21 protein-coding genes are annotated in these 25325 nt (G+C 45.4%); 14 read left to right on the top strand and 7 right to left on the bottom strand.

The genetic code is table 11. The features are described from left to right. Positions 1-35 precede the first annotated feature (35 nt). Positions 36-542, top strand: a complete 507-nt coding sequence (locus ACH19P_RS15895; protein WP_462159579.1) for a sulfatase-like hydrolase/transferase — start codon at positions 36-38, stop codon at positions 540-542. On the opposite strand, the gene ACH19P_RS15890 is transcribed toward ACH19P_RS15895, so the two are convergent. Further along, positions 446-1084, bottom strand: a complete 639-nt coding sequence (locus ACH19P_RS15890) for a class I SAM-dependent methyltransferase (RefSeq protein ID WP_462159577.1) — start codon at positions 1082-1084, stop codon at positions 446-448. The two genes, ACH19P_RS15895 and ACH19P_RS15890, sit on opposite strands and share 97 nt — an antisense overlap. Before the next feature lie 149 nt (positions 1085-1233). On the opposite strand from ACH19P_RS15890, the gene ACH19P_RS15885 reads away from it, so the two are divergent. After that, positions 1234-1836 (top strand): acyl carrier protein phosphodiesterase, encoded by a 603-nt coding sequence (locus tag ACH19P_RS15885; RefSeq protein ID WP_462159576.1) that lies wholly within the window; start codon positions 1234-1236, stop codon positions 1834-1836. Here ACH19P_RS15885 and ACH19P_RS15880 read toward each other — a convergent pair. The 3 genes from ACH19P_RS15880 to ACH19P_RS15870 all read right to left on the bottom strand — a co-directional run bounded on the left by ACH19P_RS15880 (position 1833) and on the right by ACH19P_RS15870 (position 5997). Next, the gene (locus ACH19P_RS15880; RefSeq protein WP_462159575.1) at positions 1833-3779 is read right to left on the bottom strand and encodes an LTA synthase family protein; all 1947 of its coding nucleotides are present in this window, start codon (positions 3777-3779) and stop codon (positions 1833-1835) included. The two genes, ACH19P_RS15885 and ACH19P_RS15880, sit on opposite strands and share 4 nt — an antisense overlap. Positions 3780-3930: 151 nt before the next feature. After that, positions 3931-4143, bottom strand: a complete 213-nt coding sequence (cspE, locus tag ACH19P_RS15875) for a transcription antiterminator/RNA stability regulator CspE (RefSeq protein WP_462159574.1) — start codon at positions 4141-4143, stop codon at positions 3931-3933. Positions 4144-4440: 297 nt separating this feature from the next. Further along, positions 4441-5997: a glutamate synthase-related protein gene (locus tag ACH19P_RS15870; RefSeq protein ID WP_462160186.1), complete on the bottom strand. Its 1557-nt coding sequence runs from the start codon at positions 5995-5997 to the stop codon at positions 4441-4443. A gap of 231 nt (positions 5998-6228) precedes the next feature. Between ACH19P_RS15870 and ACH19P_RS15865 the strand changes: the two genes are divergently transcribed. Together ACH19P_RS15865 and ACH19P_RS15860 are read left to right on the top strand one after the other, a co-directional pair. After that, positions 6229-6687, top strand: a complete 459-nt coding sequence (locus ACH19P_RS15865; RefSeq protein WP_462159573.1) for a hypothetical protein — start codon at positions 6229-6231, stop codon at positions 6685-6687. A gap of 1 nt (position 6688) precedes the next feature. Further along, entirely contained in the window at positions 6689-7132 is a 444-nt protein-coding gene (locus ACH19P_RS15860) for a hypothetical protein (protein WP_462159572.1), read from the top strand. A gap of 34 nt (positions 7133-7166) precedes the next feature. Here the strand turns inward: ACH19P_RS15860 and ACH19P_RS15855 are convergent, their stop codons facing one another. Further along, positions 7167-7850, bottom strand: coding sequence for a M15 family metallopeptidase (locus ACH19P_RS15855; RefSeq protein ID WP_462159571.1), 684 nt, complete (start codon positions 7848-7850; stop codon positions 7167-7169). Positions 7851-7934: 84 nt separating this feature from the next. Between ACH19P_RS15855 and ACH19P_RS15850 the strand changes: the two genes are divergently transcribed. Beyond that, complete coding sequence (locus ACH19P_RS15850; RefSeq protein ID WP_462159570.1) at positions 7935-9305, top strand: M14 family zinc carboxypeptidase; 1371 nt, start codon at positions 7935-7937, stop codon at positions 9303-9305. 58 nt (positions 9306-9363) lie between these two features. Here ACH19P_RS15850 and ACH19P_RS15845 read toward each other — a convergent pair whose 3' ends face one another. Next, positions 9364-14427 (bottom strand): S8 family serine peptidase, encoded by a 5064-nt coding sequence (locus ACH19P_RS15845; protein ID WP_462159569.1) that lies wholly within the window; start codon positions 14425-14427, stop codon positions 9364-9366. Positions 14428-14805: 378 nt separating this feature from the next. On the opposite strand from ACH19P_RS15845, the gene ACH19P_RS15840 reads away from it, so the two are divergent. From ACH19P_RS15840 to ACH19P_RS15810, 7 genes are all read left to right on the top strand, one after another. After that, positions 14806-15648 carry a MipA/OmpV family protein gene (locus tag ACH19P_RS15840; protein ID WP_462159568.1) on the top strand — a complete coding sequence of 281 codons (843 nt, stop codon included), beginning with the start codon at positions 14806-14808 and terminating at the stop codon, positions 15646-15648. 15 nt (positions 15649-15663) lie between these two features. Continuing rightward, complete coding sequence (locus tag ACH19P_RS15835; RefSeq protein WP_462159567.1) at positions 15664-16038, top strand: DUF3019 domain-containing protein; 375 nt, start codon at positions 15664-15666, stop codon at positions 16036-16038. A 2-nt stretch (positions 16039-16040) separates the two neighbouring features. After that, positions 16041-16496, top strand: coding sequence for a response regulator transcription factor (locus ACH19P_RS15830; RefSeq protein WP_462159566.1), 456 nt, complete (start codon positions 16041-16043; stop codon positions 16494-16496). A gap of 16 nt (positions 16497-16512) precedes the next feature. Further along, a complete protein-coding gene (locus tag ACH19P_RS15825) occupies positions 16513-16731 on the top strand; it encodes a winged helix-turn-helix domain-containing protein (protein ID WP_462159565.1) in 219 nt (72 codons plus the stop codon). Beyond that, positions 16724-17917 carry a sensor histidine kinase gene (locus ACH19P_RS15820; RefSeq protein WP_462159564.1) on the top strand — a complete coding sequence of 398 codons (1194 nt, stop codon included), beginning with the start codon at positions 16724-16726 and terminating at the stop codon, positions 17915-17917. The genes ACH19P_RS15825 and ACH19P_RS15820 overlap by 8 nt, the downstream gene beginning before the upstream one ends. A gap of 194 nt (positions 17918-18111) precedes the next feature. After that, the gene (locus ACH19P_RS15815) at positions 18112-19053 is read left to right on the top strand and encodes an endo alpha-1,4 polygalactosaminidase (protein ID WP_462159563.1); all 942 of its coding nucleotides are present in this window, start codon (positions 18112-18114) and stop codon (positions 19051-19053) included. A gap of 157 nt (positions 19054-19210) precedes the next feature. Continuing rightward, a complete protein-coding gene (locus ACH19P_RS15810; RefSeq protein ID WP_462159562.1) occupies positions 19211-19573 on the top strand; it encodes a YkvA family protein in 363 nt (120 codons plus the stop codon). Here ACH19P_RS15810 and ACH19P_RS15805 read toward each other — a convergent pair. Further along, positions 19555-22407, bottom strand: coding sequence for an FAD-binding and (Fe-S)-binding domain-containing protein (locus ACH19P_RS15805; RefSeq protein WP_462159561.1), 2853 nt, complete (start codon positions 22405-22407; stop codon positions 19555-19557). The genes ACH19P_RS15810 and ACH19P_RS15805 overlap by 19 nt on opposite strands. 299 nt (positions 22408-22706) lie before the next feature. Here ACH19P_RS15805 and ACH19P_RS15800 point away from each other — a divergent pair, with 299 nt between their 5' ends. After that, positions 22707-24521 (top strand): glycoside hydrolase family 3 protein, encoded by a 1815-nt coding sequence (locus ACH19P_RS15800; protein WP_462159560.1) that lies wholly within the window; start codon positions 22707-22709, stop codon positions 24519-24521. A 7-nt stretch (positions 24522-24528) separates the two neighbouring features. Beyond that, positions 24529-25323 (top strand): putative hydro-lyase, encoded by a 795-nt coding sequence (locus ACH19P_RS15795; protein ID WP_462159559.1) that lies wholly within the window; start codon positions 24529-24531, stop codon positions 25321-25323. Positions 25324-25325 lie beyond the last annotated feature (2 nt).

Raw genomic sequence — 25325 nt, 5'->3', positions numbered from 1 at the left:
CAACGTATTAGTCATTTGGGGTGATGATCTGGGGGATGTGGAATATCAGTAGCTACCACCGCGGCATGATGGGTGGAACCACACCCAATATCGACCGTATTGCCAATGAAGGCATGATGTTTATGGATCATTATGCGCAAGCGTCTTGTACTGCGGGCCGCGCTGCGTTCATCCTCGGCCAATACCCAATTCGTGCCAGCCTGAGCACTGTAGGCCTACCCGACGCTAAAGAAGGTATTCAAACTTCCGATCCAAGTTTAGCAACAATGCTTAAAGCACAAGGCTACACAACAGGTCAGTTTGGTAAGAACCACTTGGGTGACCGAGATGAGCATTTGCCTACGAACCAAGGTATTGATGAGTTTTCCGCCAATTTGTATCACCTTACAGCCGGTGATTTCACTGAACAGATAGAAAATGACGGCAGGGCAAACGCCCTGCTTATTTACTTACGCACCAGATGCCAGGTTGCGTTAAACGCAGGATGGCAACCTTTAATTCCTTCGCTTACTTCCTTATTAGCTAGCATAGATACGCTGTAATCATGCGCGTACAGCTCGCGCAAATGGCTATGGGATATTGATTGCGGCGTGCTGTCGGCTTCTGGTTGCGGGTACTCTACAGTCACCACTAGCTGATTTGCTGTTGGGCACAATACACTGAGCGCGTTAGCATACTTCACACGCAGGTTATAAGGCAGAGCAACTAATGCTGCGCGGTCATAAATGGCGTTGGTTTCGCCCAGTTGTTGTGTAGTTAAATCAAAGATATCACCAACAAAAATACGTAATCGGCCATGTCGATAACATAAGTGATCACCACTTTTATCTACCTTAGGCTGAATACCCAGTGCCGCAAACAGAGACTTCACGGCATCTTCACTGAGTTCAACCCCCGTGATCTGGAAGCCTTGCTCTAATAGCCAAATAACATCTATACTCTTGCCGCACAAAGGCACAAAAATATGTGCCCCCTCATGCAATTCCAAGGTATTAAGATAAGTCACTAAGTTGGTGTTAGGCTGGGTTTGATCAAAACCAATATCCCCTGCCTGCCAACGAGATAACCAATATTGCGGTTCCATAGTATCCTCTTGCATGCTTCGCACAGCGTTTAGCGCTCTTTTGAACCGTGCCATTATATGTTAACTCGTGCATAATAAGCAGGAGAATTGGCACATACTCAAAGAGAGTTAATTGTGAATTTCCACTCGTTCACACTGGCTGGAGTTTAATGAATTACCTAGCTCATCTTTATTTAGCGCAGCCTACTGCAGATTCCCATATTGGCAATCTGTTAGGTGATTTTCGCCGAGGTGTTAATACAGATGAACTCAGCAAACCGGTCAAGTTAGGGTTAGACAACCACATATTGGTAGACAAATTCACCGACAATCACCCTTTCGTAAAGCGCACAAGGGCACTGTTCAGCCCCCACAGACGTAGGTTCGCAAGTGTCGCAACTGATGTGTTGTTTGATCATCTCTTGATTCAACATTGGTCAACATTCAACTCGTTGCCATTTAGCGATTTTTGTGCGCGCAGCTACCGTTTATTGCAAACTAAATCACAATCTATGCCAGCGAGGATGCAGCATGTGGTCGGGCGTATGTGTAACGATGATTGGTTTGCAACGTATGCCTCACTCGATGGTGTGGACTTAGCGTTAAACAACATCGCCAAGCGCATCCGTTTCACTAATTCATTTGCAGGTGCCGTGCACGACATCGAAGCTCACTATGATGAGTTCAATGCCGTGTTTTTAACATTTTTCCCAGAGCTCGTGGCTCATGTAACTAGTTACAATATTGAGCAAGCCACAGAATTTCGACGCTAGTCCTGCAAACGGTACAACTGCTGCTGATAGGCCATTGAACTAAATAGAACATGGGCCAGCGCTTTGTGACTAATCACTTTCATACTCGCATCTTCTGGCACTTCTGTTTGCTCTTTGGCGTGTTTGTCATAGTGCCAATAGCTCACTTTTTTCCCCGGCATAAGTATGCTGGCGGTGTTATTTTCAATGTAAGCAAAATTGTCGTAGTACTGCATCATTGCCCGCTCTACAGGATACTCTTTGGTAAGATCCAAGCCTGTCATCGGAGTCGGTGCATCAACACCAACAAGGGATAGCAATGTGACGGGTAAATCAATTTGGCTCACTAAGCGCTGATCTCGCTTTTGCACCCCGGCATTGAGAATAACTGCTGGGATGTGGAAAGATTTAATGGGCACTGGCTCTTTGCCGTAAACCCGCACATCATGATCAGCAACGACTAAGAACACCGTATTTTGCCAATATTCTTGGCGTTGCGCTGTGGTAATAAATTCACCTAACGCTTTGTCTGCATACATAATGGCCTTGTCTCGCGCAGGGTTGTCACTACTAAATCCCTGAGGTAGCTCAACACTGTCTTGTGGTATCTCAAATGGGTCATGGTTGCTAGAAGTAAAAATAAGACTGAAAAACGGTTTGTCCTGAGCATTCAACTTAACAAGCTCCTTATCAGCTTGGCGGAACAAATCTGCGTCACTGGCTCCCCAAGATGACACAAATTGTGGGTCTTCAATGTCATCGAAATCAACAATTTGCTGCACGCCGTTGCCTAAAAAGAAGCTTTTCATATTGTCAAAGTGGCTTTCTCCACCATACACAAATTGAGTTGTATAGCCTTGATTTGCAAGCACTTGGGCAATTGTCGAAAAATGTTGCTGAGATTTAGAAAGCTTTACCACAGAACGTGACGGGGAGGGTAAAAAGCCTGTCATGACTGCTTCAATTCCACGTACAGAGCGCGTACCTGTGGCGTATAAACTATCGAAGCCCCAGCCTTGCTCGTAAAGCTTGTCAATGTAGGGCGTGAGGCCCACACCACCCAGCGTGCCGACAAAACGTGCCCCCAAACTTTCTTCTAGGATTATCACAAGGTTCTTTTTAGGTCCCTGATTGAAAGGTGTATTGGTTGCAAGCGTCGGTATTTGCTCAGACACAAACGACCCTTTAAAACTCTCGTGTTTAACAATATCGATAATCTCATCTTGACTGAGTCGTCCATACAATTCCTGAGCACCTTGTTCACTGCTCATATTTTTATATGCGAAGGCAACGCTATAAAGTGAATTCAGTGTCAGGGAATTAACTAACGCATCTTGTGAGAAATAGACAAGAGCTGGATTTATCGGGCGATGACCTAGTGTGCCTCTTGCCCCCAATGCCACAAGCGGTAAAACCAACAAACACAACAAGCTAGCGCTCAGCAAAGAGCGTGAGTCCTGCTTGTTTTGTCCTATTCGAGTGAAAAATTGTTTAGCGATGACAAAAGCACCTGCAGCCAATACCACACTGACTAAAAGCGCCGCCAAGTGACCATGTACCAGCATCGAAAACACTTCTTGTGGGTACGCCAAGTATTCGATGAATAGTCGGTTAGGGCGAACATCATATTGGTTTATAAACGCTGGCGTAGCTAATTCAGTGAGCACCACAAGGGTGACTACAAATGCGCTATACACAGAGGTAACACGATTTAGACTATTGGCACCTTTGCCAACAAATGAGGTAAGAATGGTTATCAGTAGCAACGGCGCACTTAGATAAGCACTGGTGCTGATGTCTATGCGTAAGCCGCCTATGAATAATTGTGCTGCATTGATGTCACCAATACGTTGTTGCAACCACAAAAACAGCGCAAGTCGACTGATTGAAAGAATCGCTAAAAGTACAACTACCAACGCGAGATAAGGTTTTAGAACAGTGTAAAGATGGTTTATTGCTTTCATAACATACTACAACAATGACGCTGTTAGCAGGTTATAAAATGAAACTTAAGAAAAACTTAAGAAAGTCTTAAGTATGGGTAAAGTGGGTAAAACTGAAAATAGAAAGGGGTTTATGAGCGAAGCGAACGCTTCGCTCATTCGTATCAGCTAATTAGATAGCTTTAACGTCAGAAGCTTGAGGGCCTTTTTGACCTTGCTCTACTGTAAACTCAACGTTTTGACCTTCAGTTAGAGTGCGGAAACCGCCTTCTGAAACGATCGCACGGAAGTGTACGAATACGTCTTTGCTGCCGTCAGCAGGAGTAATAAAACCAAAGCCTTTTGCTTCGTCGAACCATTTAACTGTACCAGTTGCTTTAGACATAATGTGTCTCCAAAAAATAATGTATATCATAGTGTTGCAAATGCAACGGAATTGCCGAGTTAAGTACTAGCTAACACGATTGGCTTACGCTGCTTTAATTCGGGGTGGAACATTACTTAGATAGAACACACGAAGAACTGAAGTACAAAAGCAAATTTCGAATCTGGGTAGAACTCATCAGACGCGTGCATATTAACACAGCACTTTCACTTTACCTAGGCATTCAGCGCACTTTTTGTGCAAAAAACAGTCAACTCAATCAAACTTGGTAGTTAATTGATTGAGTTGACTGAAATACTAGCCGATTGGTGGCAATAAGCCGCTGTATTGGATACCGCTGAGTAACGCCATATCGCGATTCCAAGTGGCGATATCATCTGGGTTGAACTGATTTAATGAATCGTGCCCGCAGGCTCTTGCCATTACTTGCATGAGCTCTGTACTGGCTGCTAGGAAATTACCTAGTCGTTGCGCCGAAGCATCTATATTTAGACGCGCTCTTAATTCTGGCTTTTGCGTTGCTATGCCTGCAGGGCAATTATTGGTATTGCACATGCGCGCCCCCACACAACCAATTGCTTGCATTGCAGAATTAGCGATTGCGACGCCATCCGCTCCGAGCGCAAGCGCTTTGACGAAATCAATCGGTACTCGCAAGCCCCCGGTGATGATTAGGGTGACTTCACCACTCTTCCCTTGAGCATTGAGATAATGGCGAGCACGTGCTAACGCAGGGATAGTAGGGACACTTATGTGATCACGAAACATCTCTGGTGCAGCACCTGTGCCACCCCCTCGACCATCGAGTATGATGTAATCTGCACTGGCATCGAGTGCAAATTGGATATCTCGTTCAATGTGATTCGCACTGAGCTTAAAGCCTATCGGAATGCCGCCGGTAATTTCTCTGACTCGGTCAGCAAATCGTTTGAAATCCTCTACGGTATGCAAGTCTTTAAAGGTTGGCGGAGAAATAGCAGGTTCCCCTTCAGGGATACCACGTACTTGGGAAATTTTGCCAATATTTTTGGTGCCAGGTAAATGCCCACCAGTGCCTGTCTTTGCCCCCTGCCCCCCTTTAAAATGGAACGCTTGCACGTTTTTGAGCTTCTCTTCATCAAAGCCAAATTGTGCGCTCGCCAATTCATAAAAATAACGAGAGTTGGCCTGCTGCTCTTCTGGCAACATCCCCCCTTCACCAGAACATATACCGGTGCCCGCAAGTTCAGCCCCCTTCGCTAGCGCCGTTTTTGCTTCTTCTGACAAGGCACCAAAACTCATATCCGAAACAAATAGAGGGATATTCAATATCAGTGGTTTTTTTGCCTTTGGCCCGATCACTAACTCAGTGGATACAGACACATCTTCCATCAATGGCTGCGTTGCCATTTGTGCCGTCATGATTTGAATATCGTCCCAATGTGGCAACTTATAGCGAGGAACCCCCATGGAAGTCATTGGTCCATGATGACCAAAGGTGACAAGACCGTCTTTCGCCAACTGATGAATGAACTCAACCGTTGGCTCTTCTTTTGTTGCCTTCGCTTGAGGCGCACCACCTTGCTTGTCTTGTTGTTGAGGCCCTTCACTTCCGACGTCCTCGGCTTCAAATTGCTTATGCGTGCCATCGCAAAATGGCGTATTCGCGCTGTATTTACATTGGCACAAATAAGCATCGCCCGTTTCTTGCGCTACAAACGACTTGGGTTTGAATTCAGTACCCGCATGAGAACCATCACAAAACGGCTGGTTATTAGATCGACCGCAGGCGCAAAAATAGTATTCCTCTCCTTTCGTTAGGTTGACTTTGGCAGGTTTGTTATCGGCTATGACAGGTTTCATATTTCCCTCGATGACTGATAAGTTGCTTCAATCTAGAATTACTGTGAACAAAGCTAACTATAGACGCTGACCGTGATTTAATTTGTACCCCAAAAGCAACCAATTAGAAACTAGAAAGTTAATTCAATAAATGTAACTATCTGCTTTGGGGCGTTATCGCGATTTTTAGCCGTGCCGTAATGACACTAAAAATGGCCAACGCGCATTACAACTTCCTAAGAATAAAGATAGAAAGGACATCTTATGAATCGATTGCTCTGCTCTTGCATTGCGGCCAGTGCGCTTTTTTTGAGTGCTCAATCACATGCAGAACCTACTGTTTTTGAATACCAAAAAGTTTCTGGTGGTGTTTCAGCTAAGAAAATGAAAGCCATTTACGATTTGATTCCCAACCCAACTGGCAATTCAAAAAAAGCACGATTGGCGATTCTCAAAGGCATGCAACAAACGAAAGGAGTAGCCTGGTTGGTCGAAGGTGAAGGAGAGGGTTATGTGTTAGCTCGATGGGATTATAAAGGTCATGCAATAATCCATCGAATCGAATACAACGATGATGCGGTGCAGATAAAATTTGCAGGGGGCGTGAATGACTATCAATGTGCCATCCAAAAAGGTGATTTTTGCTATAAAACGCACCGCAATTATTACAAATACAATCGCTCGTTGGTAAAAGAGCTCAAACGTGCTTTGGGGAATGTGTAACATGAAATCATTACAACGATCAGTACGCTTGTGTATCGCGGGCATCAGCCTAGGTTTAGTTACAAACGCAATTGCCCAGACTTCTGTAGAGTATACCTTTTATAATGATCCCTTTTATCTGTCAGACTATGTGACCGACCCCGCAGCGGTTATCAATAAAGGCTTGAAGCAGTATGAATGGAACGTTGTGGAGCAATCTCCCGGTCTTGTTAAAGCCTTGCTGGATCACAAAGGCTACACGCTGCGCCTTGATATCCATTATTCCGAAGACAAGATTTGGTTTGAGCAAATATCAGCAGAAAATAACAATTGCTCCAGAAAACCCTGTGAAGTTGAGCAGCGCCATATCGATCGCTGGCGTATGGGATTGCGCCGCGGAATTGCCAAGGCTATTACTGACGAAGCTGTAAAAGATGCCTACAACGCGGTTTACAGCAACAAATAAAACTAAAAACGGCGCTTGAATTAGCGCCAATTTTTTATTTCACCACGAAATCAAAATAAGTATCCGCATAGGGTTGCGGTTTAAGTGAGAAATGCCACCATTCCATTGCGTATGGTGCAAACCCATAGGCAACCATGATGTCGCGCAGTAAATAACGATTCGCTCTTTGCGCATCCGTAACGCGTGGATCGTCGGTGTTCGATAGCGTATCGAACATATCAAACGGCGACCCCATATCCAGTTCCTCACCCGTTTTGTTATCAACGAGGGTCAAGTCCATCGTCGCCCCGCGACTGTGACCAGACTTTGCCGCGATGTAGCCACCGAGTAATTTGTCCTTTCCTAGATTAGGGTAATATTCTGCTTTCGTTTTAAGATCTGTTTCATCATTCACCCAGCGCACAAAGTGGTCCACTGCGCGTTGTGGGCGATAACAGTCGAATACCTTAAACGTGTAACCTTGCTTGCTGGCTTGTTTTTGCGCAGCCGCCAATGCCTTTGCTGCATCACGATGCAAAATACATTTGGCCGCTTCATAACCATCCACAGGCGCACCAACAAAGTTATTATCTGTGAAATAGCGAATGTCTTGTATAACATCAGGCGCGATTGACGCTATCGCCACAAACTCCCCTTTATCTTGATTAGCAGGGACCTCCGTCGCCGCTGCGTTGAGCGACAGTAACAAGGTGGTTGCAGCATATAGATACGCTCTCATCGACTTTCCTTTTTATGTTTTTAGACGCGACACGAAAAATACATTATTCTAAATTAAAATTATAAATAGAATAATGATTTCCTTATGTTTAAAACTACACTAGTTTGCGGTGCTTTGTTAACCCCCTTTACAGTTATGAGTGCAAATAATCCTGAACATGCAAGCATTGCCAACACCTATATAGAGAGTTTCAACGAACTCGCTATCGCGCCAGATGACATTTACCCTGTTATCGAGTCCTTGGCTAAGCGGGATGATATAAAGGTCGAACTGCTCGGCAATTCTTACGAGCAGCGACCAATATATGCTATCACCCTAGGTAACGGACCAACCAAAGTGTTGATGTGGAGCCAAATGCATGGCGATGAAAACACCGCAACCAAAGCCCTGTTCGATTTCCTCTCTTTTAGCCTTGATGATAACCAAGAGCAATGGCGAGCGACGTGGCAAAACAAGATCACGCTAAAAATGATCCCCATGCTCAATCCAGACGGTGCAGCCAAGCAAACACGACGCAATGCTCAAGGAATAGATATAAACCGAGATGCTAAAGCACTCAATACACCCGAAGGCAATATCCTCATGGGTGTTGCGCAAGAGTTTGGCGCCGATTTCGCATTTAATCTTCACGACCAAAATGCCTATTATGGTGTGGGTCAAACCGCCAAACCAGCCACTATTTCTGTGCTGGCACCTGCTTATAATCATGCACGCGATATCAATACGAGTCGTGGTGATGCCATGCGCTTAATCGCGCATTTAAGCACCAGCATTAACCAACACGTTCCAGGGCACCTTGCAAAATACGATGATAGTTATTCCTATCGCAGTTTCGGCGACACCTTCTCAGAAATGGGCATGCGCACCATTTTGATTGAGTCGGGCGCTTACTTTAATGACCCCGCTCGCAGCGTAGCTCGCAAGCTTAATCGCGTGATGTACAAAGAAATAATCGACAGCATCGTCGCTCAGTCATGGCAAGGCACCGATATTGCTGTGTATGACGCTATTCCTTTTAACGCCAAAGATGCCTTCGTTGACGTATTAATTAAAAACGTCACCGTCCGAGGTCCGTTCGGTAATTATCAAACTGACTTGGCCATAAAGAACGAAGGCAACGGTGCAAGAGTGAGTGAACTAGGCGATATCGACAGCGTTCGCGCAGGATTTCAGGAGTTAGACGCACAAGGACTGTTTTATCAATTACCGCTTCCTATTAGTCGTGATATGGGAAATGAGCTAACCCAGATGCAATTTACTGATGCAATGAGACGAGGACAAGGTTGCACTGAACCATCTGTCGTCACCCTTGTTAATAAAACACCGCTCCTTGTGTGCCCAAAACAAGCGTTCCCTTATCGTCATCAAAGCGCGGCTTTTTTATTGAGCGATGATAAAGGGCAAGTCCACTATGGCGTTGTTGGCACTGACATAATTAAGGTGAGTATCAAATAACAGGCATAAAAAAGGGCTCTTAATGAGCCCTTTGGGTTTCTATGAAGTCTGTAGCTAATTAGCTACGCTTACGTCTCAATAGCGCAAGAGGGCTCAGTAGTAACAACCAAGCGAGTGAACCTGAGCTTGATTTTTTAGGCTCAACTTCTGGCTCTGGCGTTACCACAACTGGTGCATCTTCACCATCCGATACAACCGTTAGGTTGAAGGTACTTGATACTGCATCAGCTGGGTTCTCAATATCTTGAACCGTCACTGTTACTTCGATATCACCGTAGAAGTACTGCTCTGGCGTGATAGTTACAGTGTCACCGTCAACTTCTGCGCTCATGTGGTCACCCGTTACGATGATTTCATTTGCAGAGTTGTGCTCGTCTACATAGGTAACGTCGAATGAGATTGCTTCATTCTCGTCAGTTTCCATGTCATCAAGCTCTACCATTACGATGTTGCTTGGTACAGAAAGCGTGTGTGACTTAACCATAGTGTCCATGCCATCAACTTCGATTGTCGCAGTGAACTCCATGTCACGGCCTGCTGAAGCAGTCGTGATATCAGCCCATGCTGTTACTTCGAATTGTGAAGACTCAGGACCTACATAGTCCATACAAACAACCATTCCATCTTTAACCACTTCATCAACTTCATTTAAGCTGATTTGCTTACCAAGGTATGCACCTAGTGGACCACGTGAGTAAGATTGACCTTTAAAGCCTTGAATACCAATACTGCCGCGTGTATTTGTCGAACCGAAATCAATGTTGTCATAAGCCAAATAGATCTCATGCTGGTTCTCGCCAAAGCGAGTAAACGGTGTGAAAATCACCTCGAAGTCGAACGAGTTGTCACGTTTCGTCCACTCATATGAACGCGTAGCACGGTCATAAATTGGGTCGCCATAGTCAGCTGCGTTATCCCACTCGATGATGGCCCATGTGCCTGTAGTTGCAACAGTGATACCTTCTTGTGAACTCAAGCCTACACTCATCACGTCATTTGGATAACCTGGGAACCAACCACGCCATAGTGCACCAATACTCTCATACGGGAATGACTCGTATGGGAATGGCAAAGCAAATGGAGAGAAATGACGAGTTGGGCCAAATGACACTTTACCATTGCCGTGTACAGACATGGTGCCGTAGCTTACGTTAGACGCATCAGCATTGTTATATAGGTTCACATCATCAACACCACTAAATAATGTATTTACCGGTAATGTGTAACCACGGTCGAAAGTGATCAGGTTGTTTTCGTCAAAACCAGATAGAATCGGTGTCAAACCAAATTTTGACAAGTCAACGTAACCACCTGGGTTCGTGTTACCAAAATCAGGTGTGCGACAAGATTCATCAGTGATGTTATTAGTCACGATGTAATCTGGTGCTAGGTCACGCGTGTCTTCTTGTGTACCAGAAACAATCAATTTGCCATCAGCGACTTCGATGTTCACATCTTTACGTGAGCTCAACACATTTTGGGCATTGATGTTAAGGCCTTCAGGGATTTCTGCAGTGAACGTGAAGTTACGATCGCTACCTGTGTTGTTAGCTAATACTTCAAACGTAAACGGTACTTTTTCACCGATTTTGGCTTTTGCTTGCGGTACATCTAGGTGTACACGGTCCACGCCACGCTCTAGTTTGAATGGAATTGAGCCAATGTTATTTGGATTAACATCAGATGTACCCACATCAATCAGGCTGTAGAAAACGTCATCTTGTTCCATTTCCATGTCCCAAGATACGTTCATATCGACCGTATTGATACCGTCACTTGAAGGAAGTGACGCTGAGATAGCACTGTCTACTTCATCGTTTACAACCGCAACAGCATAGTCGAATGTTTCTTCTAAACCTTCATAGCCGTTGTCACGGTGGTTATATAACATATACCAATATTCACCCTCTTCTGGGTTATTGATGTTACAGAAGTTGTCGTAAATAACGTGACTTGATACACATAAGATTTCATCTTGAGGCTGAATCTTGCCATCGCCATTGTAATCTTTACCTACATAAACACCTGGGTTACCAACAGCGAGTGTATTCTCAAGTTCAGATTCAACACCTAGCACTTCAACAACAAGACGTTTCGCATTAGGGCCAACTGTTACTGTACCCGTGTGTACCGCTTCATCAAGAATATCGGCTTCATTAGCCTCAGTTGTTCGATTAAGCGCCCACGGGAATGTACCGTCGTCATCTTTTGGAATAGTCGCCGTTTTTACATCTGCTTTTACTGGCTTATAGGCACGTGCAACTGGGTTATCTACCAACGGCATTACAATGCCTTTAGCCACGTAACTTTCGTTATCAGCATGCGCTACGGCGTTCAAACGTGAAGGTAAGTCACCACGGTCATATTTGAATGCCATTGGCCAGTGTGCGTCTGGAATGTTCTCTTCTTGCGCTTGGAAAACAAGATTAGTGTGCAACTCTACTTCTGAGTTAGAGAACCAATCTTGCGTGTCCATGACCGATGCTTTAACAACGATTGTTTGCGTTTCACCCGCTTTAAGTGAGAACGTTTTCGGAGTAACTTCGATGTTCACACCGTTTTGCGCAGACTGTGAACGCATATCAAATGCCCAGTTCACTACGTCCTCGTGACTTACCGTCCAAGTACCATCTTTGGTGGCTTTAACAGTACGTACCCACTGACACTCAGGTGCACATGAGAAGTCAACAAGGTTAGGCATGTTTAACTGGTGAGGAGTACCACCATTGAATGGGTCAGCAGCTAGGAAGTTCGCTGCAGTTTCATCCATTACAAGACCTGATTTAACCGCGTTTTCAACGTTGATACGGCCTGTACCTGCACGGTAGATACCCGCTTGGTCAGACTCTGAACCAACTTGGTTTAAACGCCAGTACTGAACTTCATTGTCAGTCGTCATCATCAACGCCGATTGCACTTCAGATGCAGTCCACTCTGGGTTCGCTTGACGAATAAGCGCTAATGCACCAGCAACATGAGGAGAGGCCATTGATGTACCACTTAGTGCCGCATAGTCAGCGCCAAATGGCATAGATACGAATGGGTGCTCGTCTGAGAACGCTGCATAAATATCAACACCCGGTGCTGCTACAGTCGGCGCTAGAATTTCAACGTTTGAGTATGAAGGGCCACGTGAAGAGAAGTTTGCTAACCAATCCGCGTTTTCTTCATTGATACGACGCTCAATTGCAGTCGGTTTGATAGTGATCATGTGACCTTTTTCACTAAAACTATCAACCCAATCTTCTAGACCATCATCAGGGTAAACACCATTCCACTGATTGTATGTGAAGTGGACACCTGGTAGAGAGTATGACTGTGGAACCGTACCTTGGTCTTTATTTTGGTTGTACATGATGAAACCATCTGCACCGCCCGCCTTAACATTGTCTACTTTTGCAGTACGCGCGTTACCATTAGGATCTTGTGGATCATGACGCTGACAGATAACAATGACGTTCGTATCGCCAGAAGCTGCGCCTGGGATTTCAGAACCATCTTTGAAGAAATCGAACGTACCTGCAGGGTATTCAGTTACGCAATAACCTTGGCTGTCTTTTGCACCATTGATGTCTTCATAGTCTTTTGCCCAAACCACGACACCCGTGATTTCTGTGTCGTTCAATGCACCACCCACTAGGCCCATATCAGCCCATTTAGGTACTTCTGAACCCATTGCAGGGTCGATAAAGCCTGCATATTCAACAACAGTATCAATCGCCACTTCACGGCCATGCGTTGTTGCAGCAACTTGCGCTAACCAAGGTGACGAGTTATCAAGGTAACCCATACACTCAGAGCCACCGCAAACGCCCGTACCTGAGTTACCCGCCGCTGCTGCAACGTTGATACCTGCTTCACGTGCTGACAAGAATGCTAACTGAACTGGGTCAGCCCACACATTTGAGTCTGCACCACCGATTGAGAAGTTAATAACATCAACGCCATCAGAAATGGCATCTTCGATACCCGCTACAAGTGCTTCACCAGGACAGCCACGGTAACCTGATTCGTTGTCGGCGTGACACACTTGATAAGCAATGATGTTAGCGTGTGGAGCAACACCTGAAATCTCAGGGAACAATGCTTCTTTTAGTACAACACCGTCTTGGTTTTCACCCACACCGGCCATCATATAGGGCACGTCTTTTACAACGTTACCGGCTGCGGTAGAAGCTACGTGTGAACCGTGACCTTGGTAATCTTCACCGATTGCTGGCCAGCCTGGAATCATCGCAGAGAAAGTATCTGTGATAATGTCGTAAGAACGTACACCGATTAGTTTGTCGTTACACTGGATGTGCTCTGCATCTTCAACACAGTCACCTACGTATTGATCTGGCCCCCACGGGTTAGTGTGATCGTAACCGTCACCGCCCACATCTGCGAAAGATGGGTGATCCGAGTTGATACCGGTATCGATAATACCGATGATTTGACCTTCACCTTTATGCTTTACACCTGTTGGTGAAGCTGCACCTGACCATACTTTGTCAGCGTGAATTGTTTTTGGACCTTCATCACTGAGTAAGTCGTAATGCTTAGAGCGCATTACAGATGCTACGCTGCCAAGATTTGCAATGTTTGCGGCTTCTTGCTCAGTCATTTTCACTGAGAAACCGTTAATCGCTTTAGTGAACTGATGGCGCATTTCAGTGCGGCCAGTCACAGCGGTTACTTCTTGCATTACGCTTTCTTGCTTGTTACGTAGTTCACGCTCGTACATAACAACGGCTTTTGAAGTAGGCTGTCCACGTTCAAAAAGCTTACCTGTATTAGGACCCATTGAACGAGTTAGTGCAGAGTTGGGATCCTGAGCAGCGACAGCTACCGACGCGTCGCGAAGACGAACGATATAAATATGTTCACCTTCGATGTTTTCCTTAACAAATTTACCTGCTTGCGCATTCAGCTGAACATTAACACCGTCAATATTTCCAGCTTCAAGACCTTGAGTACTTAATTGTTGTTGTAGTGCTTGAACACCTTCAAGGCTGATTTGAGGCGCTTTTAGTTTGTTTTCTACATTGACCGATTGGCCACTTGCGTTCACTGCAGCATACAATGATGTCGCACTAAACAGTGCAACACCAACAGCAGTTGCGATAGTTGTCTTCTTCATAATTAACCCTAACTATGTGTATAAAAGAGGATGTAATTTCGAATACATCGAAAATATTTAACATCTCGATTCAATCACATTAACTCAGAGCACAACTAACAACTCCGTGTACACTTTTGTACATTGCTGATACAAAAATATTAATTAGTGTTAACACTCTAAATACTGTTGCAACCTTCCATCAGTTATGTAGCTTTTTGTACACCTAAGCAGAATTCTTGAAATAAAAATACCATTTAAATCATAAGGTTAATTATTGGTGAAAATTTTATACTGGTTATAGATGCTACAAAGGTGAGAGACTATCGAAACCTGTGTTGCACAACGGCGCCAATTAATTAAGATTCAGTTAACACTGAAAAGGAACACACTTGAGTTATGAATAAATACATACTCTTAGTATGCACACTATTTCCCTTATCAGGGCTTGCTCAAAGCAAGGCTCCTGAGGCTGCGCAATACATAGAGGTTGGCACGTTTGAGGCGTCTATCACTGTGGGATACGGTGGTATCGAAAATCCGATACGTGGCGCAGAACACGTACGTTCTGTTGTCTTGCCTCACTTCGCTTATTATGGCGAAAACTGGTACTTCGATGATTTTTCCCTAGGCTATAGTCTTTATCAAACTGATTCTTTCTACGTTGATGTGGTAGGTACATTCAACGAAGATGGGTTTTTCTTCGAATTAGACGGAATTGACAAGTTATTCGCAGTGAATGCAGTGCGAGACTTAGAGCGTCCGGGCAGACCACAAGCAACGCCAATCTATTTAACGCCAATAGAACGAAGCATCTCCTATGAAGCTGGACTAACATTTGGTTATGCTGGCAAAAACTGGGGCGTGGAATTAACAACATTGCATGACATCACCAGTGTTCACAACGGTTCTGAAAACAAGTTTGCTGCGTATTATGCAAAAACGATTTTCGGTGGCCAGTTCGTCAGTGAAGTGGGTGCCACCCAAAAAAGTAGCGAGTTAATTGAATACTATTATCGCGTACAGCCAACTGAGTCCATATCACGTATCCTAAGATATGACTTAGGTGGTGCTGCTGTGAACTACCATGCAAAGTTAGAATACACGTACCCACTTAGTGAACATTTTAGTGCTATGCTAAGTGTCTCAAATACGTGGATTGATAAGGATTTAAGTGATACTCCTATGTTCAATCGAGACCAGTATATGACTGGCTTTACGGGAATTACATTTGAGTTTTAATCTAATAAGAATCACATGCTGATTGATTACTTTGTTGCTTTAGCGTTAGTACCGTCTGCGTTGCAGGGTAACGTTGCGCCTACTTTAGACGTGACGCCGCACACCTGTATTCAAGATAACGAGGCAACAAAGTGTAAAATGGAGGTGCAAGTAAGTGCCTCATCATCGGTTCACCAAGGGTTATGTATTGTTATTGATTTACCCAAGGTGCAACGCGAATGTTTCGCCGGCAACAGGGTGAAAACCACATACAGTTTAACTCTTGCGACAACGACAAATATCACATTAATCAGTGAATCAGGCGAAATACTTGCTCAAAAAAAGCTCACCGTGGGAAAACTGACATCTAAGAATTATCGCGTTCGAAGACGCTTTGGTTGGGGTATATAACAGTGAATCATCAAGTTTTATTAATTGAAGACGACAAGGAATTAGCCAACTTAATTAGTCGTTTTTTGAGTCAAAACGGACTTGATGTTACGACCGTGAACACAATTGCTCAGTTCAAGGCTGAATTCGCACAATTTCATCCTGACATTATTTTATGTGATGTAATGCTGCCAGACGGCAACGGTTTTGAACTTTTCCCCATGCTGAAAAAGAACTTCAGTTGTCCGGTGTTATTTCTTACAGCATTAGATTCTGATCGCTCACAAATTAAAGGGCTAAATTTGGGAGCCAATGACTATCTAATTAAACCAATTCGACCCGAAGTCTTGCTTGCCCGAGTGAATAACAGCTTACGCCTCAGTGGCAAAGGGGAAGCAAGTAAAGTAATCGGCCCCTTAAAACTTGATACAGCCCATCGCTGCCTCGTTTGCCACAAACAACAGAATCACCTTAAATGATGATGAAATTCGTTTGTTGACGCTGTTCATTCAAAACTACCCAACCCCATTGTCCCGAGAGTCTTTGTTTAAAGAGATTATCGGCCGAGAATATGATGGGTTAGACAGAGCCGCAGATCTCAAGATCAGCCGACTAAGACGTAAAATTAGAGAACATGACATCGAGGGGCTCGATATCATTTCCATTCGCGGCGAAGGCTACCTATTGCAGATACCCAGCGAGCCACATGCGTAAGCAATTTTTCCGACTCTATGCATTCATCATTTTTAGCGTCATAGCCGCGTTAATTGCCTTTGGACAGATATATCAAAACTATGTATTTGAGCAATCTCCAAACATCGCGCTACCTATTTCGCAGTGGCCATCCCTGATAGAAAATAAAACTGAGTCCATGGCAATGTTAGCTCGACAAGAGCTCGCTTTGCCTCCTTCATTACAGCAGCAACTCAATGAGCATAAAATGCTTACTGTCAGCCAAGAAGAAGGCAACTATGTGTATTTGCTCGGTGATGATATCAATAAAGTCTATCGTATCGGTCCCATCACTGTTGCGCCCCCACCCGAAGAGCACAGCATATACTTTTTGCTCGCTTACAGTGCAATTGCATTACTTGTGATGTCATTTATTTGGCCTGTTTTTCGCGATCTAGCGCGCCTAAAGCGTGCTGCACGGCGCTTTGCAAAAGAAAAGAAAGCATTCAAAACCAAAGTAAAGCCCAGCTCAACGGTCTATCCTTTAGCGCAAAGTCTCAGCGACATGTCCGAACGAATTAGCAAATTCATTCAACTTCATGAAGACTTATCCCGTATTATTTCCCATGAAATTCGTACGCCGTTATCGCGCATGCGCTTTATGTTGTCATTGAAAAGTGGTGTTGATGACGAACTCGAGCAAACGATGCAACGAAATATAGACGAGATAGAAAACCGTTTATGCCAGTATTTAGACTTTGCACGCGTTGAATACTTAACTAAACCGCTTGAACTCGATGGCATTGATGCAAACCACTTTATCTCTCAAGAGGCCAGCAAAAATCAAGTGTTCACTGATGTGAGCATTGAAACAATTGTCGACGTTGAACAATTGTTTTGCGAACCTGCGAGCTTTTCTGTATTGGTGCAAAACTTGCTCTTCAACGGCGTCAAATATGCGCAGAAAAAAGTGGTATTAACTTTGAAAACTGACGGCGATAAGCAAGTTCTTGAAGTTTACGATGATGGTCCTGGGCTGCCTAACGATGCCGACTCCCTGCTCGATCCATTCTCATCATCTAAAGAAAGCGCGGTGGCCAGTGGCTATGGTTTAGGCTTATACATCGTTGATCGCATATGTCTGTGGCATGGAGGTCAATTAACACTGAATAATCACCCGCACACAGGCGGCGCGTACATCACTGTCGTGTGGCCAAAAACAAACTAGTGCCACCATCTTTTCCTCTGTAGCACTGCTCGCGCTTAATTCATTCATGACTTAGCACTTTGTTACATTACACAGCCACTCATCAAAACCAATACTTTAATCTCATTTTTTAAATATTAGTTATTAATAACTAGTTAAATAGCATGGTTAGGCATACACTTTCGCCAATCTAAACTAACACTTTAGGATTGGCCATGTACCGATTAATCAGTATTTTAGTACCAATTTTGGTTACACTAGTATTTTCCTTCAACGTGGACGCCAGAGGAGCAAAGGACGTCACAACTCAGGGAAAGAAAACACAAGACCCTGATTCAGGGCAGACCTGTCGTCCGCGTAAGCGATGCCAACCTGAAGAGCCGCCAACAGATCCAGAAGATCCGCCAACTGAACCACCTACAGAGCCACCAGCAGATACATTTTTAACCGCAGGCGCGAGTTATCAAATGCAATTACAAGGCGCATTGAACCTCGAGTATACAGTGGATGCCTATGTATTCGACTTGTTTGACGTGAGCGAACAGACAATTGCCGATATTAAGAACTCTGGCGCCAAAGCGATATGCTATTTTTCCGCTGGTACATTCGAAGAATGGCGAGAAGATGCCACTGATTTTGCACCAGAAGCCTTAGGTGAGCCATTGGGTGATTGGCCCGGAGAATATTGGTTAGATACGAGGCACGAATCTGTGCGAGCAGTGATGTTAAACCGCATTGCGCTCGCTAAAGCAAAAGGCTGTGATGCAGTAGACCCTGACAATGTAGACCTGCATACACAACAGAGTGGTTTCCCTATAAGCTACGCCCAACAACTTGAATACAATCAGTTTATCGCCACCTCCGCGCATGACGCCCAGTTGTTTGTTGGCTTGAAAAACAATCTCAGTCAACTTGACGACTTACACACATTCTACGACTTCGCTATTAATGAATCCTGTATTCGCTGGAATGAGTGCGAGATGCTCACTCCCTTCATCGAAAATAACAAACCGGTATTTCATATCGAATATTTGGGTGTGATCGGTGCAGGCAGCAGTGAGTTCGAGCAAATGTGTACACAGACAGGTGATATTGGCTTGTATTCGCTGGTTTTACCTCGGGCACTGGATGACGGTTTCCGTTTTAGTTGCCAGTAACCCTGTATGAAGAGCAGCCCAAGTACACTGCTTGGGCTGATTTAGTTCCTATTTTTTTTAAAGTCGTAATGTCGTGTAATAACCCTTGAAAGAAACCTCCACTAGAGTGTACTGATACCAGTCTATCGCAAGGGAGTGCTCTTTCGGAGTTACGACTATGAATAACAAAGCCAAAGCGCAATACCACACGCACAAACACGTGTTAGCTGTGGCTCGTTCAGTACTCGTGGATGCAATCACTCTATTTATCCGCACCGTTATAATGCTATACCACGCGTTCACCAGTAAAAACTGTTCCAATGCACACCGTTTGGCCATTTATGGTGTCTTCGTGTACCTATTTATTCCTGCTGATTTGCTGCACGACCTCACACCCACACTGGGTTACGTTGATGATGGCCTGTTGATCATCGCCGCTATTGCATCGCTGTTGTCCTGTGTAGATTTAAACATTCGCATCGCAGCCAAAAATAAAACCTATAAGCTAATGGCGAAATGGTTTCATCGTTCAGCGCCCTGAGATTGTTCATCAAGCAAGTGCAATAACGACTTAAAAGGCACGCCACTGTGCTCTTTTAAACCAATTTCACAGGTGCGGCTGTTTGAGTAACCTTGCTCGCAGGTAGACGGTTTATTTGCTTTGAGGCCACGTAGTGCATGAGCATTTAATTGTGGCTGGGTGAAGCCTTTGTCGCCAGCAAAGCCACAACAACTCACCGACGTTGTTTGCACGTCTTTACTCAGTGCATTGGCCAGTTGCAACATGGTTTTGCCGCCATCCATATGCTGAGAACTACAGGTAATATGCACCCACACGGTGTCATTGCGCTGCTCAACATCAAGGCGTGGTAGTAAGTGTTCTGTAGCAAACGTCATACTATCAATGACTTCAATTTTATCGCCAAGTTGGCTTGTCATCGCACACGGACTTGCGTCCATGACCACTGGCCACTTGCCATCTTCGCTCAACGAAGCAATTGTTTGGTGCAACTGTGTTTGCTTGTCCTTTGCTTGCTCGTTCAGCCCTTTACTTTTCCATGGCATGCCACAGCATAGCTCTTCAAGCTTAGTAGGGGACACTATGCTGATACCGGCTTTTTGGCACAGGCTTGCAAATACAGATTGCACACTGCGCTTATCATCATTCGCGAAGATACGATTGGCGCAGCTGGGGACATACACCACTTTACGAGGTGATGTGCTTTTATCCGTTACAGTAATTTGCTGCTGTTGCGCGTGCGGCCAAGCACTGTAATAAAGGGGCGCACCAAAATTCTTGTGCAGCCAACGGCTCATGTTCTGCATTCGTTGCTGCCCCAAGGTGTTAGCAACAACGTGCGCGCTACGAATTCCCACCCGGGCAAATGTTGATGTAGTCGAAAAGTGCGATGCCGCAATCTTGCCCACTGCACGGATAACGCGACTACTTTGCGATTTTTGCGCCCGTAGAGACTTAATGTACTCGCCGGTATTGATGCCCACAGGACAGCGCGTTGCACATAATCCAGTCGCAGCACAGCTGTCGATAGCTAAATGCTGATAGCGCTGCTGCACTGCGCCCAGTTTCTGACGCAAACGTTGGGTTTGGCTTGCATCTTGTTGCAGGCGCAACTGCTCGCGTATTTGTTGTTCGTGACGTTTGAGGCTGATACGCTGACGCGGCGTTAAAGTGTATTCTTTTGACGGGCAAACAGGTTCACAAAACCCACATTCGATACAGGGGTCAATTTGCGCATCACTTGCGGGCATTGCTTTGAGGTTTTTCACATGCGCTTTTTCGTCAGGGTTGAGGATCACCCCAGGGTTTAAAATACCCTTCTCATCGAACAAGGCTTTGATGCGCTGCATAACCTGATAGCCATCACTGCCCCACTCCAATTCAACATAGGGTGCCATGTTTCGACCCGTTCCATGCTCAGCTTTAAGCGAGCCATTTAAGTCAACAGCGACTAACTGTGCCACGTCAGCCATAAAGCGCTCATAGCGGGTTATTTCCTCTTCACTATCAAACCCTTGCGTGAAAACGAAATGTAAATTTCCCGCCAAGGCATGGCCAAAAATGATCGCTTCATCGTAGCCGTGTTTATCAAACAATTGATGTAGGCGGTGAATGCCTGTGCTCAAGTCTTCAAGCGCAAAAGCAACATCTTCAATAATCACTGTGGTGCCCGTTTTGCGCACAGCCCCTACCGCTGGAAAAGTGCCTTTGCGTACATTCCAAAGTGCTTGCGCGCGTACTTTGTCATCACTCAATGGGTAGTGATGTACTAGGTGGTCGGCGTATGTATCTAGCAGCTCAGTCACTGTCGAGTTGATTGCATCGAGCTGCGCTTGGCTTCCACCTGCAATTTCGATTAGCAGCGCCGCAGCATCATCAGGAAATTCGTTAACATTTTGCGGCATTACACTGTGGTCTCGCACCGACATGAGTGCCCGCTTATCAAGCATCTCCACCGCTTCAATTTCCAGTGTACTTAATTGCTGAATGAGCGCACACGCGCTTTCAACGTCAGCAAAGGTGTATAGGCCTGTTTGTTTGAAGCGCGGGTCAACAACCGTGTTATAGGTGATATCGGCGATAAAGCCTAAGGTGCCCTCAGAACCGATAAGCAGATGCTTAATGATGTCGATGCCATCGTTGTAATCCACAAGCGCGTTAAGGCCGTACCCCGTGGTGTTTTTCAAACGGTATTTATGGCTGATACGATGTGCCAAATCCGTGTTTTCTTTGACCTCTTGGGCAAGCGTTTCTAGCGCTTCTATAAAGGTTTCATGAGATTGCTTAAACTGCTCGATGCTGGCCACACTACTGGTATCCAGTCGCGTGCCATCGGCGAAGATAAGGGTCATGTCTTTAAGCGTGTGGTAACTGTTATTCTTTACCCCACAACACATACCCGAGGCATTGTTAGCAGCAATACCGCCTATCTTACAGGTGTTGATTGACGCCGGATCAGGGCCAATTTTTCGCCCGAATGGAGCAAGTAAGGCATTCACCTTCGCCCCTATCATTGAAGGGCATACTTTGACCCACTCACCACTTGGTGCAATATCGATATCCTGCCAATCATCGCTGAGTACCACTAACACACTGTCGCTGATTGCCTGCCCTGACAAACTGGTTCCAGCAGCCCTAAAGGTCAGTGGGATAGCATAACGGTTTGCTTGTTTAATGATATGTTGTACTTGGTGGGCGTTTTTTACCATCACCACATAATGCGGTATCAATCGATAAAAACTGGCGTCAGTCGCCAACGCATATCGCAGGGCATAATCATCCACAACTTGCTCTTTTGGCAATGTGGGTTGGAGGGCCTGAATGAAGGCTTCCATGGCGCTAGGAGACTCTGACATAATGAGATGAACGGTTATTACAACTAGCCCTAGCATAACTTGGAATAAAATATTATTAAACTGCTATTCATTAAAAGTGAATTATGAACAGACCTAACAAAGGATTGAGCGTTATTTATATTCATCGACAAAGCTTGTTTTTTTACCAGTAACCGCTATAGAATCATGAATACTTTATTCCAAACGCGTAATTAGAATCCTGCTAGGGAAGTGATGTGAACTACCGCACAATAACAAAAGCGTTTGCCGCAGGCATGCGCAATAAACTGAATCTCGTATCGATTGTAGGATGTGTTTTTATGAGTGCTACCGCTCACGCGAAGGCGCCAACGTTAGCAGAGCAACTTGGCCAAAAATTGATGTTGGACTTTCGCTATTATTGCCAAGATAGCACTGACGAAAGTGAAAAGTGCCGTGTGCCTATGACTTTTTTGCCCCCGGCATTGGCAGATTTAGTGGCCAAACACAACATTGGTGGGGTGATCTTATTTGCTGAAAACATCCAAAGCGCACCGCAGGTTGTGACCCTAAACCAACAATTGCAAGATGCCGCTAGACGCAGCTCACTCGGCGCCCCTTTATTTATCAGTGTTGACCAAGAAGGTGGCCGCGTAGCCCGTATTCCACGCGATATCGGCACTGCGATGACAGGTAATATGTCTATCGGTGCCACTTACCAGCAGCATGGTACCCACTACGCCACTGCTGCGGCACAAGTATTAGCAAAAGAGCTCAATGTACTCGGATTTAATGTTAACTACGCGCCCACTGTGGACGTAAACATGAACCCAGAAAACCCAGTGATCAATGTTCGCTCCTTCGGTGAAGACCCATCACTCGTTGCTGAACTCGGGGGTGCACAAGTTGCAGCTATGCAAAAAAATCAAATCATTGCAGCACTCAAGCATTTTCCAGGACACGGCGATACCAGTGTTGATAGCCACACAGGTTTGCCTAAAGTGGAACATGATAAGTCACAGGTGATGAGCCAAGATATCGCGCCATTCAAAGCCATTATCGATGCTGGCCATGCGCCAGGTATGATCATGACCGCACATATTCAATACCCAGCACTGGATAACTCGACCTTCGTCAGTAAAGACGGTAAAACGATGGTCAAACCCGCAACCATGTCACGGGCGATCATGACCGACCTGTTACGTGATGAAGTTGGGTATGACGGTGTAACGATTACCGATGCACTCGACATGGCCGGTATAAGCCATTTCTTCACGCCAAAAGACGCGGTGATCAACACCTTCAAAGCAGGTGTGGATATCGCTCTTATGCCAATTCCTATTCGCAATGAGGAAGAAATAGCGCAATTCGACGCACTCATGAGTGACATCATCACTGCAGCAGAGCGCGGCGAACTAAACAAACAAGAAATTCAGCAATCCAGCGCGCGCATTAAGGCATTGAAAACCCGTTACGTCCTAGGTGCACAATCTCTGAGTGTGGAAAAACAGGTTAGCCAAGCGCAAGTCGTGCTCGGCAGCAAAGCGCACCGCGTGATTGAAGCACAACTCGCCGAAGCCGCAATGACAGATATTAAAAATGCGCAAGAGGCACCAGCGCTCTTGGCCCAAGCCAAACGCATTACACTTATCATGCCCGACACGCGTAAATGCGTCGCCCTACAACAAGCATTAGCAGCGAATGGTGTTAAGGACAAAACGTTTCATTGTGTGAGTCTGCAAGGGTTTGATCCTGAGCTAACACAACAAACACTTAAGAACACAGATTTGGTCATTGCGGCTAATGCAAGTCCTGCGCAAAGTGCAGTGGAAATTGGCGGCATGGATGACGTTGAAGCGCTTGAAGCCTTTTCATTGTCGCGTTCAGAGCAGCCAAAAGCACTCGAAACTCTGATGGCACAAGCACAAGAAAATAACGCTAAAACCATTTTCATAAGCTTGCGTGCGCCCTACGACGTCGCTCAATTTGGTAAATATGCGCAAGTAGCACTTGCGACCTATGCCTACAATATAGATAGAGACGACGGGCAAACAGTCAAAGGTCCTGCATTTAGTGCTTTGGCTAAGGTGTTAGTCGGCAAAATCAGCGCACAAGGCACCTTGCCTGTGACGATTAACCAAGCAGCAACCGAGTAGCAACACGATGAACGCCAATGCCTCTTTAAAAACGCCACACGCCATTCGCGAACTTATTCGCAATGGTGATTACAGTGGTAACACTTCGGGTTTTGCACCCGGTTTTGTGCAAGCCAACCTAGTCATTCTACCTAAGGCCTATGCCTATGACTTTTTGCGTTTTTGCCAACTCAATCCACAATCATGCCCCTTGCTAGGGCAAACGGATGAGGGTGCCATCGGCTTAGATGCACTGGCTGAAGAGTTAGATTTACGCAGTGATTTACCGCGTTATCGCGTCTTTAAACATGGCCAACTCGTTTCTGAGCCTACCGATGTCGCTGATATTTGGCGCGACGATTTAGTCAGCTTTTTAATTGGCTGCTCTTTTTCCTTTGAAGAAGCGCTTATTGCCGATGACATTGAGATCCGCAATATCACCGAACAAAGAAATGTGCCTATGTACATCACCAACATGCCTTGCCAAAGTGCCGGTCCGTTCCAAGGCAATATGGTTGTGAGTATGCGACCGATGAAACCCAAAGATGCCATTCGCGCAATTCAAATTTGTAGTCGGTATCCGAAAGTTCATGGCGCCCCTGTTCATTTTGGCGACCCAGAGGCCATTGGCATCAAGGATATCAACACGCCTGAGTTTGGCGAGGCAGTCACAATCAAAGACGGCGAAGTACCGGTATTTTGGGCTTGTGGTGTCACGCCGCAAGTTGCCATCAGCAATGCCCGCCCTGATTTTTGCATTACCCACAGCCCGGGTCATATGCTGGTGTTAGACATTAAAAATACGTCACTGGCGACGTTTTAGGA

It is taken from the genome of Pseudoalteromonas sp. GB56 (assembly GCF_054923835.1).
This window is presented reverse-complemented; position numbering and strand designations above follow the sequence as displayed.

Excerpts from the sequence above, each read along its gene's own strand:
- ACH19P_RS15840 (WP_462159568.1), top strand. The coding sequence starts at position 14,806 with ATGAATAAATACATACTCTTAGTATGCACACTATTTCCCTTATCAGGG.
- ACH19P_RS15820 (WP_462159564.1), top strand. The coding sequence starts at position 16,724 with ATGCGTAAGCAATTTTTCCGACTCTATGCATTCATCATTTTTAGCGTC.
- ACH19P_RS15860 (WP_462159572.1), top strand. The coding sequence starts at position 6,689 with ATGAAATCATTACAACGATCAGTACGCTTGTGTATCGCGGGCATCAGC.
- ACH19P_RS15835 (WP_462159567.1), top strand. The coding sequence starts at position 15,664 with ATGCTGATTGATTACTTTGTTGCTTTAGCGTTAGTACCGTCTGCGTTG.
- ACH19P_RS15895 (WP_462159579.1), top strand. The coding sequence starts at position 36 with ATGTGGAATATCAGTAGCTACCACCGCGGCATGATGGGTGGAACCACA.
- ACH19P_RS15800 (WP_462159560.1), top strand. The coding sequence starts at position 22,707 with ATGAGTGCTACCGCTCACGCGAAGGCGCCAACGTTAGCAGAGCAACTT.
- ACH19P_RS15880 (WP_462159575.1), bottom strand. The coding sequence starts at position 3,779 with ATGAAAGCAATAAACCATCTTTACACTGTTCTAAAACCTTATCTCGCG.
- ACH19P_RS15815 (WP_462159563.1), top strand. The coding sequence starts at position 18,112 with ATGTACCGATTAATCAGTATTTTAGTACCAATTTTGGTTACACTAGTA.
- ACH19P_RS15855 (WP_462159571.1), bottom strand. The coding sequence starts at position 7,850 with ATGAGAGCGTATCTATATGCTGCAACCACCTTGTTACTGTCGCTCAAC.
- ACH19P_RS15890 (WP_462159577.1), bottom strand. The coding sequence starts at position 1,084 with ATGGAACCGCAATATTGGTTATCTCGTTGGCAGGCAGGGGATATTGGT.
- ACH19P_RS15795 (WP_462159559.1), top strand. The coding sequence starts at position 24,529 with ATGAACGCCAATGCCTCTTTAAAAACGCCACACGCCATTCGCGAACTT.
- ACH19P_RS15845 (WP_462159569.1), bottom strand. The coding sequence starts at position 14,427 with ATGAAGAAGACAACTATCGCAACTGCTGTTGGTGTTGCACTGTTTAGT.
- ACH19P_RS15810 (WP_462159562.1), top strand. The coding sequence starts at position 19,211 with ATGAATAACAAAGCCAAAGCGCAATACCACACGCACAAACACGTGTTA.
- ACH19P_RS15850 (WP_462159570.1), top strand. The coding sequence starts at position 7,935 with ATGTTTAAAACTACACTAGTTTGCGGTGCTTTGTTAACCCCCTTTACA.
- ACH19P_RS15865 (WP_462159573.1), top strand. The coding sequence starts at position 6,229 with ATGAATCGATTGCTCTGCTCTTGCATTGCGGCCAGTGCGCTTTTTTTG.
- cspE (WP_462159574.1), bottom strand. The coding sequence starts at position 4,143 with ATGTCTAAAGCAACTGGTACAGTTAAATGGTTCGACGAAGCAAAAGGC.
- ACH19P_RS15805 (WP_462159561.1), bottom strand. The coding sequence starts at position 22,407 with ATGTCAGAGTCTCCTAGCGCCATGGAAGCCTTCATTCAGGCCCTCCAA.
- ACH19P_RS15885 (WP_462159576.1), top strand. The coding sequence starts at position 1,234 with ATGAATTACCTAGCTCATCTTTATTTAGCGCAGCCTACTGCAGATTCC.